Annotated in this window: 14 protein-coding genes; 8 read left to right on the top strand and 6 right to left on the bottom strand. The window is 36.5% G+C overall.

What is annotated here, in order from left to right; all coding sequences use genetic code 11:
• Window positions 1–17: 17 nt before the first annotated feature.
• The 4 genes from Q4503_RS02625 to Q4503_RS02610 form a co-directional block, all read right to left on the bottom strand.
• Complete coding sequence (locus tag Q4503_RS02625; protein WP_303601320.1) at window positions 18–1,961, bottom strand: DNA topoisomerase III; 1,944 nt, start codon at window positions 1,959–1,961, stop codon at window positions 18–20.
• Between the two features lie 76 nt (window positions 1,962–2,037).
• A complete protein-coding gene (locus tag Q4503_RS02620) occupies window positions 2,038–2,823 on the bottom strand; it encodes a hypothetical protein (protein WP_303601310.1) in 786 nt (261 codons plus the stop codon).
• Window positions 2,824–2,975: 152 nt separating this feature from the next.
• Window positions 2,976–3,314 (bottom strand): hypothetical protein, encoded by a 339-nt coding sequence (locus Q4503_RS02615; RefSeq protein WP_215973550.1) that lies wholly within the window; start codon window positions 3,312–3,314, stop codon window positions 2,976–2,978.
• A gap of 113 nt (window positions 3,315–3,427) precedes the next feature.
• Complete coding sequence (locus Q4503_RS02610) at window positions 3,428–5,323, bottom strand: beta-ketoacyl synthase (protein ID WP_303601309.1); 1,896 nt, start codon at window positions 5,321–5,323, stop codon at window positions 3,428–3,430.
• 142 nt (window positions 5,324–5,465) lie between these two features.
• Between Q4503_RS02610 and Q4503_RS02605 the strand changes: the two genes are divergently transcribed.
• From Q4503_RS02605 to Q4503_RS02570, 8 genes are all read left to right on the top strand, one after another.
• Window positions 5,466–6,503, top strand: a complete 1,038-nt coding sequence (locus tag Q4503_RS02605) for a GlxA family transcriptional regulator (protein ID WP_303601308.1) — start codon at window positions 5,466–5,468, stop codon at window positions 6,501–6,503.
• A 168-nt stretch (window positions 6,504–6,671) separates the two neighbouring features.
• Window positions 6,672–7,502: an NF038132 family protein gene (locus Q4503_RS02600; RefSeq protein ID WP_303601307.1), complete on the top strand. Its 831-nt coding sequence runs from the start codon at window positions 6,672–6,674 to the stop codon at window positions 7,500–7,502.
• A 341-nt stretch (window positions 7,503–7,843) separates the two neighbouring features.
• Complete coding sequence (locus tag Q4503_RS02595) at window positions 7,844–8,488, top strand: dUTP diphosphatase (protein ID WP_215973547.1); 645 nt, start codon at window positions 7,844–7,846, stop codon at window positions 8,486–8,488.
• Window positions 8,489–8,627: 139 nt separating this feature from the next.
• The gene (locus Q4503_RS02590) at window positions 8,628–9,275 is read left to right on the top strand and encodes a DUF2726 domain-containing protein (protein WP_215973546.1); all 648 of its coding nucleotides are present in this window, start codon (window positions 8,628–8,630) and stop codon (window positions 9,273–9,275) included.
• 241 nt (window positions 9,276–9,516) lie between these two features.
• On the top strand, window positions 9,517–10,230 hold the full coding sequence (mtnN, locus tag Q4503_RS02585; protein ID WP_303601306.1) for a 5'-methylthioadenosine/S-adenosylhomocysteine nucleosidase: 714 nt from the start codon (window positions 9,517–9,519) through the stop codon (window positions 10,228–10,230).
• A 33-nt stretch (window positions 10,231–10,263) separates the two neighbouring features.
• Window positions 10,264–11,247: a cobalamin biosynthesis protein gene (locus tag Q4503_RS02580; protein ID WP_303601305.1), complete on the top strand. Its 984-nt coding sequence runs from the start codon at window positions 10,264–10,266 to the stop codon at window positions 11,245–11,247.
• A gap of 320 nt (window positions 11,248–11,567) precedes the next feature.
• A complete protein-coding gene (locus tag Q4503_RS02575) occupies window positions 11,568–11,963 on the top strand; it encodes a rhodanese-like domain-containing protein (protein WP_303601304.1) in 396 nt (131 codons plus the stop codon).
• Window positions 11,964–12,008: 45 nt separating this feature from the next.
• Entirely contained in the window at window positions 12,009–12,665 is a 657-nt protein-coding gene (locus tag Q4503_RS02570; RefSeq protein WP_215973542.1) for a trimeric intracellular cation channel family protein, read from the top strand.
• 72 nt (window positions 12,666–12,737) lie between these two features.
• Here Q4503_RS02570 and Q4503_RS02565 read toward each other — a convergent pair whose 3' ends face one another.
• Together Q4503_RS02565 and Q4503_RS02560 are read right to left on the bottom strand one after the other, a co-directional pair.
• Window positions 12,738–13,061 carry a ribonuclease E inhibitor RraB gene (locus Q4503_RS02565; protein ID WP_215973541.1) on the bottom strand — a complete coding sequence of 108 codons (324 nt, stop codon included), beginning with the start codon at window positions 13,059–13,061 and terminating at the stop codon, window positions 12,738–12,740.
• Between the two features lie 142 nt (window positions 13,062–13,203).
• On the bottom strand, window positions 13,204–13,746 hold the full coding sequence (locus Q4503_RS02560) for a DUF4136 domain-containing protein (protein WP_303601303.1): 543 nt from the start codon (window positions 13,744–13,746) through the stop codon (window positions 13,204–13,206).
• Window positions 13,747–13,766 lie beyond the last annotated feature (20 nt).

Here is a 13,766-nt window from a genome sequence, read left to right as displayed (position 1 = left end):
AAACGGGTATAACAGTCTCACCCTACTTTTTTCATTGCGGGTTTTCTAGTAAATTTTCGCTTAGTGCCAGCTTTTCTTTTTGGCTTAAAGGCCACTTTAGGTAAATTTGAAAAAGGTTGTTGGCTCGCCTCTGAAATCATCTCAGTAATAGTATTAATTAATGGCTCCATAAAACTGACATAGCTGGCATTTCTCTCTGAAATAGCCGTTAATGTTGACTCCCATTGTGCTGTCATATCTGGCAAGGTTGCTTTAATAGGCAGCGCATTAACAAGTGCTTTGCCCACATCAGTCGCAATAATTTTCTTCCCTTGTCGCTGTAAAAAATCACGCTTAAAAAGTAAATCAATAATCCCAGCACGAGTAGCATCTGTGCCTAAGCCGTCGGTATCTCTTAATACTTTTTTAATATTCACATCACTAACAAAACGAGCAATACCTGTCATCGCGCCTAGCAAGGTTGCATCGGTAAAAGACTCTGGTGGAGAGGTTTGCTTTTCAATTAATTCCCCTCGCTTACAATGCAACACCTGCCCTTTTGTTAATGCCGGCAGAAATGTATCTTTGGGCTCAGACGATTTATCTTGCCGAGGAAATAGTACCTTCCACCCTTGTTGCTGTTCAACCTTAGCACTAGTTGTGAATAACCCACCCGCAATTTTTACCGCTAATTTAGTTTGCTGGTATCGATAAACGGGATAAAACTGCGCCAAATATTGTCGCGTAATTAATAAATAAATATTTTTTTCAAACGAATTCAAATTAATATTATTAGGTGGTTTTTCTGTTGGAATAATGGCATGATGCGCAGTGATTTTTTTATCATTCCACGCATTACTCTTAATCGTTTTATCTGAATTTTGTGCTTGAACATTACAAGGTAAATTAGAATCCGCTAACATACTGATAATAGCTGGCGCTTGTTTTAACTGCTCTGTAGGAAGATAACGACAATCGGAACGTGGATAAGTAATCAGTTTATGTTTTTCATACAGCGTCTGACAAACATCTAACACTAACTTTGCGTTCATTGAAAACTGCTTAGCAGCAGAAATTTGTAAGCTAGATAAGTTAAAGGGTAAAGGTTGGTTTTGTTGTTTTTGTTCTGTCTTAATGTCTTCTACAATAGCGGGTTGATTATTAATTCTTGTAACAACATTTTCAGCTAACCCTTTAACTAGCACCCGCCCTTCTTCATCACAATATTGCAGGCATGCTTCACTCGGTTGCCATTTAACAGTAAAACAATCATTGTTATCTTGTAAGGCACTTAGTGCTATATGCGCGAGAACTTGGTAATAAGGTTTAGAAACAAACTCCGCGATTGCTTGTTCACGTCGAACAACTAATCCTAACACAGGCGTTTGTACTCGCCCTACTGACAAAACACTATTATAACCCTGCTTTTGCCCTTGCAATGTATATGCTCGGGTTAAATTAAGACCATACAGCCAATCAGCTCGTGAACGTGCTAATGCTGAAATTGATAATGGCATGAAGTCTTGATTGTCTTTAAGGGCGTTAAGCGAGCGTTTAACGGCAGGTAAATTCAAATCACTAATTAATAGTCGTTTAACTCTTAATTTTTTAGCTTTAGATACCTTAAGAAAATCAATAACTTCATCAACTAATAGCTGTCCTTCACGATCAGGATCACCCGCGTGAATAATATCATCGGCTTGCTTAACAAGCTTACGTAATGCGGCTAATTGATCACGCGTGCGAGCAATAGGCTTTAATTGCCATTGCTGGGGGAGCATAGGCAATGTTTCCATAGACCACTTTTTAAATCGATCATCGTAATCTTGAGGATCTGCTTGTTCTAAAATATGTCCTACGCACCAACTAACAACATCACCGTTAGCAACTTCTATATGGGTCTTATGATTTTTATGAGGTTTAGGAAGTGCTGCGGCAATAGCTCGTCCTAAACTAGGCTTTTCAGCAATATATAATTTCAAATATAAGGTAGATGTAATCAAATTATTTATTAAATATAACTCATCTACTGTATTTGTGTACAGTTATTTATTAAAGTTACCTGCTAGGCATTATTTTATCTTGTACTTTTTTCATATGTTCACGGAAACTTTTATCAAATTTGCTTTCGCCACAAAAAAATCCTGAGGTGGATTCTTCTACTGGGCTACCAAGAAATTGTTCTCTTGTTATTGTACAAGTGCCATTAGCATTCTTAGTGATTGAAATATCATTCGACATTCGTGCTGTACTTTTTTGTCGTATTTCTTCTTCACTTAATTGCTTATCCGAATGAGGAACCGGTGTTTGCTCACCATGCATTATTGAAGGCGATCGAAATTGTTGTAAGTCAGAAAAGCTTTGCTGAAGTATTTTGTTATTAAGTGACATTCGTAAATCTTTAAGTTGTTGATAACTTGAAAAAGAAGATTGAGCAGACGCTTTTTTTTTCGGCGTTAATTTTGAGGATATTGGCGGCTTAACTAAAGGCTCTATTTTACTTGAGTCATTTATTAGTGACATGTTTGTTGCTGGATTAACTTTCTGTGTTATTGGCTTATCAGTAGTGGTTTCTGTTATAGGGCTTTGTTGTTGGTTTTGTTTTTTTTCGGTTTTGGCTAATTTATCCGAGTCAACTGTTTTGATATCGTCAGGTATTTCTTTAACTAAAGTAGGTTTATTAATCGCTACTTTAGCGGGCATTTTATATAGGTAGCTTTTAATCGCTTTATGAGTGATATTAACTTGTTTCGCTTGTTTTGGTTCAGTGATAAAAAGCAATAACAACAGCAGTACTATGTGCATCAGCAACGATAAAAAAATAACAAGAGAATGTTTTTTCAATAGCACTCCTGTAACACTAGAGCCTTCCATTGCCCCTTGCTTTACAATGCTTCCTTTTATTACCAATCCATCTAATAACAAATACTATAATACCGTTCTACATTAGGTGTTATATAGACTCTATGTATTTAATTTAGTTCAGCTTAATAACATTATTTTTTTGTAATACCTAATCGATATGAGTCGATTATCGCAATTCCCCAAACAATAATTAACACATAGATATTCATATCTAATGCTTGCCCTTCAACACCAGACATTGAATTAGATAACGATACTGAGATAGCCGCTGGGTCTAAAGCTATTTCTCCACGGGTAATTTGGTCGACAATTTTCTCTGCTTTAGCGAAAATTTCACTAATAACAAAATATAAAGGTATAGAGAAAGCACCTGCAAAAATAACTCCTACTCGTGATTTTTTAAGAAAAAAATGTCCTGCTCCCGGGTAAATGAGTGCTGATAACAGTGCTGCCTTTATTGATTTTTTCATTATTTTACCTTGGTAAGATGTACCAAATTATTTAAACAAAAAAAGCAGCCGTAGCTGCTCTTTATTTGTCAGTTAAAAATATCTTAAACCGACTTCAGGTTATCTATGCTGTATTACATCATATCAGCAAATGGGTTTTCTGCAGGTAAAGAAATTTCATTTTTAAATTCTTTAAAATTTAAACTGCTATCACTAATTTCAATTTCGTTTTCATCAACTAAACCTTCGCCAAATTTATAAATAACATCAAACTCACCTTGGTTGGCACGTTGACGATATTCATTTTGAGCTTGTTCAACAGGCACTAGCTTCTGTTCGTATTCGTCCATAGCTTTCTCGCCATAACGTTTTTTCATCATTGCTATGGTAACTTTCGGTGACAAGACTACTGCGGTAGCATTATTACCGCCAAAGCCTTTTGAATTAATAAAAGCAGTATCCATCTCACCACAATCCCAATGCTCAACAGCAATGTTTAAACGATCACTATGAACATCGTCAGCGACTTTATCAATTGTAGTAATACCAGGCATAATATTGTCACTAAAAATACCTAATGCCATCGCCATTTGATCACCACTTGCAGGCCCGATAGTATGGCCAACAAAAGCCTTAGGAGCGGCTACAGGCCAATTATTAATATCAAAACTTGTCGCAATACGATCATAAATCAATGATTCTGTAATGCGGTTTTGTGGTGTACTTGAGCCATGCGCCAAAATAAAACTACGTTCTTGCAATGACTCTTTACCAAGAATGTTTTGCGCTAATGCAACTGATTTTGCCATAGTAATATAGTTACCAGGACCCGGTGCTGTAATCGACTTTTTATAACCATCAGCATTAACAAAAACATCTGCAACTGAAGCTAATACTTTAGCCCCCATTTCAAGCGCAAGCTCATCATCCATCAGCACAACAAACTGTGCTGCTTCACCAATAGTAAAACCACAATTATTACCAAATGGGCGACTAGTACGGCGATGATCGACTGTCTCGCTTTGATCTAATTTCTTTAAACCTTGTTCATTAGCCAAAGCGCTCATATTGCCAAAGCCTTCTATAACTTCAGGTGTAATAGGTGCTTCCGCGCTACCAACAACAGCAACACGTACTCTACCTGCTTGTATATCCTGTACTGCTGTTCGTAAATTATAAAGGAAAGTAGCGCAAGCACCTGATGAAGAAAAAGTGGTGCCAACATTGCCTGTAACATAAGCATTAATAAAGTCAGTTGACATAGTATTTAGTCCTAACGCCAACTGTTTAGTGCTAACTCTTGAGCCTGACAAGCGACTTTTTAATAAACCACCTAAACCTTCTTGCTGCATTTGCCCAACAACAGAAGCCGAATAGGTTCCTACTTGATCAGGGCTAATTTTATTCAAAATAGCATCCCATTCAATGCCTGTTGAACGAATAGCATCAGTAGCAGCAAAAATAGTTGCTTGTAATCCTCGCGGTTGGTAACGGCTGTTATAAAGTACGCCGGGATCAAAACCTGTCGGCATTTGCCCTGCTGCTTTAATAGGGTTATCGCGATATGCATCATGAGTAATAACTAATTCTTCAGGAATCTCAACACTTACTTTACCTTCACCTATGTCCGTTACTAACCAGGTATGTGGTAATGGCTGAGGTAATTCTTTGGCACGCAACTCAAAAGATATGTTTTTATCCGTAGGCTGTACGTGCATTTTTTGATGCCAATGCGTTGCATCAACATCAAAATGATTCTTTTCAATTTTTCTAATTAATGTTCCATCAAGAATTTGTTGTCCAAATTTAGCCTCTATTTCATTTACGGCAATAATATTTCCGGCTTGATCGACTAATTGACCATCCTTCATCGACACTAACTTCATTAAGCTAGCTAATCCCACAAACGTTTCTTCACGCGCCTGCGCATTAATTTTATCAATAACAATACGGCGAAAACCTTGATGAAAAGATGTACGGCCAGCGGCATTAATACCACCCATGCCAATAACTACGGGTAATGATGTCATGTAAATAACCTTTGATACGATAATAGAGTAACGAGAAGTAACCAATCTTATGGCGTTATTTTATAGCGAAGAGTAAAATATTAATGTGTTTAAAAGGCCACAAAATATGCCATAATGGCCAAAATAATATTTGGATATTGGCATGTCTATTGAAAGTAGTGGTGATGAAAAATCAGGCGAGTTAAAAGTAAGTTTAGTGATTTATCAACATGTACTAGCAACAGGTCTGACTTTACCTCTTGAAATGCTACTGGCAGGGGAAGCATTTGCTCGTCGATATGATAAATCAACAACAAAGCTTACAACACAACTCGTTAGTCAAGAAAACAAAACGGTTACCTCGCGTGCAGGTATTCAGTTATTACCTGATATTGCGCTAACTGATTTACCTAACGATAAAGATTACGTACCCGATATAATTCTCATACCAAGTTTATGGCGTAACCCTAGACCAATATTAAGAAAACATGAAAAGCTCATTGCTTGGCTTAAACATTGCTGGCAACAAGGTTCAACATTACTAGGTGTAGGTACAGGGGTTTGTTTTTTGGCTGAATCGGGCTTGCTTGATGATCATAGTGCCACAACACACTGGCATTACGTGGAACAATTCAAGCGAGATTATCCAAAGGTTTTCATTAAACCTGATTTTTTTATTACCCAATCTGAGCGCATTTATTGTGCCGCAAGTTTAAACGCATTAGCTGATATTATAGTTCACATTATTCGCCAAACGTACGGTAGAGCTGCAGCACAAAATGTTGAAAGCAACTTTTCCCATGAAATTAGAAAACCTTATGAAGAGCAACGATATTTAGAGGGCGCTGTTGATCGACATGCCGATGAATTAATTGCACAAATACAGTTTTGGTTGCGTACTAATTTAAGTAGTGAACTGAGTTTAGCCGAGCTAGCTGAGCAATTTGGTTTAAGCCAGCGTTCATTTACTCGCCGCTTCAAAACAGCAACAGGGATGCGTGCAACAGAATATTGGCAACAGCTAAGAATAGAAGCCGCTAAAGATTTACTTGCATCGAGTAACCTATCTATACAAGAGGTTTCTTACCATATTGGTTATCAAGATCAAGGGCATTTAACTCGCTTATTTAAACAAAATTTATCATTAACACCAAAAGATTATCGTGCGATGGTTAGAAAAAAACTGTTTAGCCAATCATAAAAATATACTGCTATTCATTGTCGTGTTTTTTTACATTAAGCATAAGAGAACAAAGTTAAATTTTTCAACACATTGTTATTAAAGTATAAATAAAACCTGGTATGACCTGTGCATTCTGGTATGACCTGTAAGCTAAAGAAAAATTTAAATTCATAGAGGTATATAAAAATGCTTAAAAAAATCAAATATATTATTACAACTGCCGTATCAGTTATTTCATTAAATACATCAGCGACACTAATCTCCAGTACATTTGAAAATGGGATCCCAACTAGCTGGGAATGTAATGGTAATTGCGGCGTAAGCTCTGCAAATGGCGTAGTAACCACACCACCAACTGGCAATACTAATTATGGCTGGATATCAACTGACGCTGGAGTGAAAAATATTGGTTTGACTGGTTTATTAGGCGCTGATGGCTCTATTTTACAATCGAGTTTATTTTCAGCTAATTCTGGTGACGACTTAGAGTTCTATTTTAATTATGTAACATCAGATGGTACTGGTTATTCAGATTATGCTTGGACTCGTTTATTAGATGACTCATTCAAAGAAGTCGCAATGCTATTCTCCGCAAGTACTAATATTGTTAGTGACATCGTAGCAGGCAATGGCTTATCAACGACTAAAGCAGTATTAAATACTGCAAATATAGTAAAAAATGGATCTGAATGGAAGCCTTTAGGTGCTGATTCTGGCAGATGTTTTCTTTCAGCTTGTGGCTACACAGGCTGGATTCAATCAAACTATTCAATTTTAGAAACAGGTAATTACTACCTTGAATTTGGTGTAGCAAATTGGCTTGATAGTAATTTTGATTCCGGTTTAGCATTCGATGGTATTAAGGTTGCGGGCATACCATTCGATAATTTAAAGGTTCCAAGTACAGCTACAACATTAGCAACAGATAAAGCTACAAGTGTGCCAGAGCCATCAAGTGTTGCTTTATTTGCACTTGCTTTTCTAGGATTAATCAGTGCAAAACGTAAGTATAGCTAAGATAAGTTATTACTAACTAACATTAGTAAAACTAACAACTAAAGCGCGTAATAAAGCCAATTTACTAATGTAAATTGGCTTTATTCTCTTATTATACCAATCTCACCAGTTATGTGAGCATTTCTACTTGCTACAATCACCAACCACATCGTTATTTATTTAATAATTAGCACAACGAGTTATTGAAATAAATGCCTTGTATTTGGCAATTTTTTCTACGTATAAAATTGTTCACTTAATTAATGAAGCTGTTATTAAACAAGATAAATCTATCAATACTATTGCTACTATTTATTAGCTACGGCAAAATAGCTATGATCCTTTAATTATCAGAGAAGAAAATGAGCGAACAATTATCTACTGCTTTGTCGATTGCGCAAAAGCAAATCAATCAAATGTTAACAATGCAAGATGCTATGAATTCACGAGTAAGCGAAACATGGCGCAGCAATGGTTACGAATGGTATCGCGCTATTTGGGTTGAATGTGCTGAAATGCTAGATCACCATGGCTGGAAGTGGTGGAAACATCAAGAAATTGACATTGCTCAAGTTCAGCTTGAATTAGTTGATATTTTTCACTTTGGTTTAAGCTTACGCTTAATGAGCGGCGCTAGCGTTGAAAAAATTTCGGCAAAACTGGCTAAAGAATTACACCAAGGTACTGGCGAGAATGACTTCAAAATAGCTTTAGAAAATTTAGCATCTGCAGCTGTAACTGAAAAATCATTTGACGCCAAAGCATTAGCTGACTGTATGTCATTAATGAATATGGACCTAGATGAGTTATTCCGTCAATACGTAGGTAAAAACACGCTAAATTTCTTCCGTCAAGATCATGGCTATAAAGAAGGTAGCTATATTAAGATTTGGCACGGTGAAGAAGACAATGAAGTATTAGCAAATTTAGTCAATACGCTTGATGCTACAGCAAGTGACTTTCAACAACAATTATATGCAGCATTAGAAGAAAAATACCCCAATTAGTCGCCCTCTAAATCACACTAAAAACTTTAAAGTTTAACCTTTATATTTCTGGCACAAATTCTGCTTAATTAGCATTAAGTATGCGCTTTATTTATTAAAACAAGTAAAGCGTCAAGAATTTGAATTGCCGGAGATGTTTATGGAACTTATTTTATTTGCTTTAATTAGCCTTATTGTCATCGTTGCGGTATTAGCAAGTCGATTAAATGACAACAGCTTCCCCTTTCCCTTTGATAGTAAACCGTCAGTTTTTACTGCCGCAGAAAAAAACTTTCAAAACTTACTAGAACAAGCAATGGGTCCCAAATACCGTATACTTAATCGTGTAAAGCTATCTGACATAATAACCATACGTAATGGTGTCTCTGAGAGAGCTAGTCAAAAAGCTGCCGCCAATGCTGAAGGAAAATATTTAGACTTTATTATTTGTGAACGCTCTTCTATGAAACTATTGGGTGCAGTAGATTTAGTAGATACACAAGGTCGTGGTTACAAAGTTAAAAAAGACTGGTTTGTTAGTGGCGCACTTGAAGCAGCTTCCATTCCACATTTAAGAATTAAGGTGAAAGCTAATTATACATTAGATGAAATTCGTGCATGTATTAACTCTCGTTTACTTGGTAACAAATCACCATTACCTAAAGTTAAAGGCGTCAATATACCAGCTCCTATGCTAAAAGCGCGTAAAAGTTCAGGCGCATTAAGCCCTACGGCGGCACGAGCAGAATTATCACCTCATACTAATGGTCGACTAACAGAGCAAAATGTAGCAGCACTGCCGCATTAATAAATTGAAATAAAAATCCAGCCAACAGAAAACCTAAAACCAGTAAATTAACATATTACTGGTTTTTTTATTTTCAGTTTACTCGCTGACAGTAAAAATAAGTTTATGCTTATCACATAATCATACCCCACGGCGTTTTTACTCCCTATTAATCCCCTACTTCGCTAAATGAATATAAACTAACTTTTTTCTTCAAGCCAAGTTATAATCCTTGATAAATTAATAAGCTAAAGAGAAAAACATGAAAGCAGGTATTATCGGCGCAATGGAGCCAGAAGTAGCTATTTTAAAAGAAAAACTAGTGAACTGTGAAACGAGCACCCATGCAGGTTATACATTTTATTGCGGGCAACTAAATAACAATGACGTTGTTATTGTCCAATCAGGTATTGGTAAAGTAGCAGCAGCTTTAGCCACCGCCATACTTATTGATAAATTTCAACCAGATTACGTAGTAAATACAGGCTCTGCCGGTGGCTTTGACACAAAGCTTAAAGTGGGTGATATTGTTGTAAGTTCAGAGGTACGCTATCACGATGTTGATGTAACAGCTTTTGGCTATGAAATAGGACAATTACCAGCAAACCCCGCTGCCTATATGCCTGACGTCACCTTAGTAGATGCCGCCAAAAAAGGTATTGCTCAACTTGATAATATTCAAGCTATGGTTGGGTTAATTACCACGGGTGATACGTTTATGACGAAAGACGATGATATCGCTAAAGCTCGTGCTAACTTTCCTACAATGGCTGCTGTTGAAATGGAAGGTGCGGCTATCGCCCAGACTTGCCATCAATTTAAAACGCCGTTTGTGATTATTCGTTCACTATCTGATATTGCAGGAAAAGAGTCACCTACCTCTTTTGATGAGTACTTAGAGACTGCTTCAGTAAATTCATCAAAGCTAGTAATGAATATGTTGAATGCACTTAAGGGAAAAACACTTAGTTCATAAATATTTTATCTAAAAAACATGAGTAAATGAAAAATGACTAACTTAAGTGAACTGTCTTCTTTTAGCTATCAACTACTAATATTATTAGCCGTAATATTAAGTAAAGCGATCATTAGTCATTTTTCTCATCATGAGCCTCTACGATTTTTTCAATTTTATTGCCAAAAACTGAGCGATAAAGTCAATAACCCAACAAACTCTCCTAATCAACAAACGATAGCAGGCTTAATTGCAATAGTAGTTACCTTGCCACCTATTATTATCATTTTGTGGCTGTTCGAATCTTTCGTTGAAGTTGATTTTCTATGGCAAGTGCTACTGCTGTATATTGCTATAGGTTCATTTGAAATAACCAAAGCAAGTAAGGACATCGCACAAGCGTTAACGGCGAAACAAAACTATCTCGCAAAACAAACATTAAAGCCTTGGGTGTTAAGAGAGACAGAGCCTTTATCCAGCTTAGGCTTAAGTAAAGCGTGTATCGAAATGCAGTTATTACGCAGCTTACAACAAGGATATGCCGTAGCTTTTATATTTATGACGCTAGGTCCATTAATGGCGCTTTGTTATCGACTATTGTTGGAAATGCACTATTGCTGGAACACAAAGCTAACAATACACAAGTATTTCGGCCTTTACAGTAAGTACCTTGTGAACCTTATAATGTGGTTACCGGTAAGAATATTCTCTTTATTATTACTGTTTTCTAACATAGGAAATAACTTAATTCTATTTTGGCGTTTAAGTCGAAAGCATTTTTTTCAATTAAATAACAATGTTGCTTTGCTATTATTATCACTAAATTTATCAATAAAACTGGGGGGTGTTGCCATGTATGATGATAAAAAAAACTCCCCTGAAAAATTACGCAAAATTAGCTTTAATGATAGAGCCAGACAACCACAAATTGCTGATATTATTTATGCGAGTAAAAAGGTTAATAACATGATTTTTGTCAGTCTATTTTTAATGATCTTTGTCGCTATTGCTATTGAATATATTGCATCAAATATATAAGCTCTCTAGTCATTCCATGCTTACTCTCTTGTCATTACTTAGACCGTCAGTCTCATAGTTCCGTAGGTCACCACCCCGGTCATTCCGTAGGACACTTAATACTGAATCCCATGAAGTTATCACCACACGCTTGAGATTCTGAATCAAGTTCAGAATGACAAGTTGTTGTTCAGGATGATAAGTAACTATTCTGACTGAGGGGTCATGATTAGCTGTAACAAGCGGAAGTGAGCATAACTAATTCCAGGTGACTAATGCCATAGAATCAAGTAGATTAGAGATAATTAATAAACAGATTAATTACGACTGAGGAAAAAACCATGTTTAGAGTGATAAAAATATTAGCATTAACACTTAGCCTTTTCACTACGGCAGTATTGGCAAGTGAAGCACCACAAATTTCTCAGCAAAGTTTGTTAGCAGCGCTTAATTCCCCTCAAAATAGTATTGTCTTATTAGATGTTCGTACTGAAGCGGAATATAACGCTGGCCATGTTGCTGGTGCCATTAATATTAGCCATGACACTATTGAAGAAAACCTAGCACAATTAGCACAACATAAGAACAGTAATATTGTCATTTATTGTCGCTCTGGTCGTCGTACCGCTATTGCTATCGATGTTTTAGCTAAAAATGGTTTTTCGAATCTACAACATTTAACTGGTGATATGAATGGCTGGCTTGAAGCTAAGTTACCTGTCGTCAGTGTGAAATAAAAATATAATTATTACAATAAGCTCTATTAAAGTAATCCCCCTCTCATGACTGAACTACTCTACTACTTAAATATATTTGGCATTGTTGTATTTGCGCTTTCTGGCGCATTAATGGCAGGCCGATATAAATTAGACCCTTTTGGTGTCATTGTGCTGGCTTTCGTTACTGCGGTTGGTGGTGGCACCATTCGAGATACTATTTTACAAACCCCTATATTTTGGGTCGTTGAAACTCATTACCTTTTTGTAGTTTTGGCCACTGCGCTACTTACCATTGTATTAATTCGACAACCTAAGCGTATCCCTAAACGTTTTTTACTGATTGCTGATGCTTTTGGCTTAGCACTCTTTGCTGTATTAGGGACACAAAAGTCAATTGCATTAGGTGCGCCTTTATCTGTCGCTATAGTATTGGGGACTATTACGGGTGTCGCTGGCGGTATGATTCGTGATATTTTATGTAATGTTATTCCAATGATATTAAGTAAAGAGATATATGCTTTAGCCGCCATGCTAGGTGGTGGTTTATTTGTTATATTTCACTTACAAGGTTGGCCCGAAGATGAAGCTATTGTAGTGGCTATTTTAGGTGCGTTGTTAGTGAGGTTGGCTGCTATTTATTGGCGTGTATCTCTACCTGCATTTGATATTATAGAAAAAGAGCCTGCCGAGAAAGAAGATATAAAAAAGGAAGGCCAGTAAACTCTCTAGCAATAGAGTAACTTAGAAGAACAGAGGAAACAGGGTTCAGGTTTCCTCCTTAATATTGGTAGCTTACGCTTCAACACCCCAGCCATCGTTATAACCTGAAAACTTAGTTGCTAGTGCTTCAAATTCACTTTCTTGCTTAACTATTGCTTCATAACTTGGTACTAACTGTATTGTACAATCAACATCCCAAACATTAGGTGTTTCATCAGGATGAACATTAACGATTACACCGCTCATATTTTCTTTAATATAATCAGCCATTGCATGTGCTTGGGCTTCTTGCTCAAATAAATGAAAAAAAACAACATCGTGAGTCATTTCAAGATTAATGCCTGCTTCTTGCATTTCTGCTAGTAGTTGACCTGTTTCATCATTGGGGAAATTCATAGTTTTACTCTGCTTTTTAGGCATTAGTGGAAGGTGTAAATCAATGTCGATATTATAAACAGGGAATAGCAAATTGAATAGTTTTTTGAAAAATATATTAAACCTAATCCCTTAAAGAGAAAAGTATCGACAAACAATTAAGCTAGCGCGGATATTTTGCCATCATAGCTGAAATAGCTTGTTTTATTCTATCATTAGTCTCTGCGCTATTTTCTCTATCTTCTAAATCTAACCTATACACACTGCGCCATACAGAGCGCCCTTGCTTAGGGTCTACCAAATCTACAATTAAACTTCCTCGACGAATGGCTGAATATTGTTGATCTGTTTTCCACGTTGTTGCCTGTAAACAGAAAGTACAAAAACGTACGACTTCATTATATTTAGCGTAATCTTTACGACTACCACTAACAAGATGATAAGTAACAATTAAATCAGTTTCATCAAGCTCAGCATAATTAAAATTTTGTTCCGCCATAGAACGTTCAATAGCAATTTCAATAGCGTTACGACGAGTGTCTAATAAACCCTGTGCTTCAGTGAAAGTAGAGTTTCGATCATAAAGGCTATAACTTTTCACTGACGAAAAATCAAAACCATCATGATAAACCACCCCCGCTTCTTTCATACTTGAACAAGCAATAAGAAAAGTTAAAAGAGTGATTACGATAGGTGTTTTGAACATAGATGAGAAAGCTATAAATA

This window comes from Colwellia sp. 6_MG-2023 (genome assembly GCF_030547765.1).
Lineage (GTDB): Bacteria > Pseudomonadota > Gammaproteobacteria > Enterobacterales > Alteromonadaceae > Colwellia.
The sequence above is the reverse complement of the archived record's forward strand: the minus strand, read 5'-3'. Positions and strand labels throughout refer to the sequence as shown.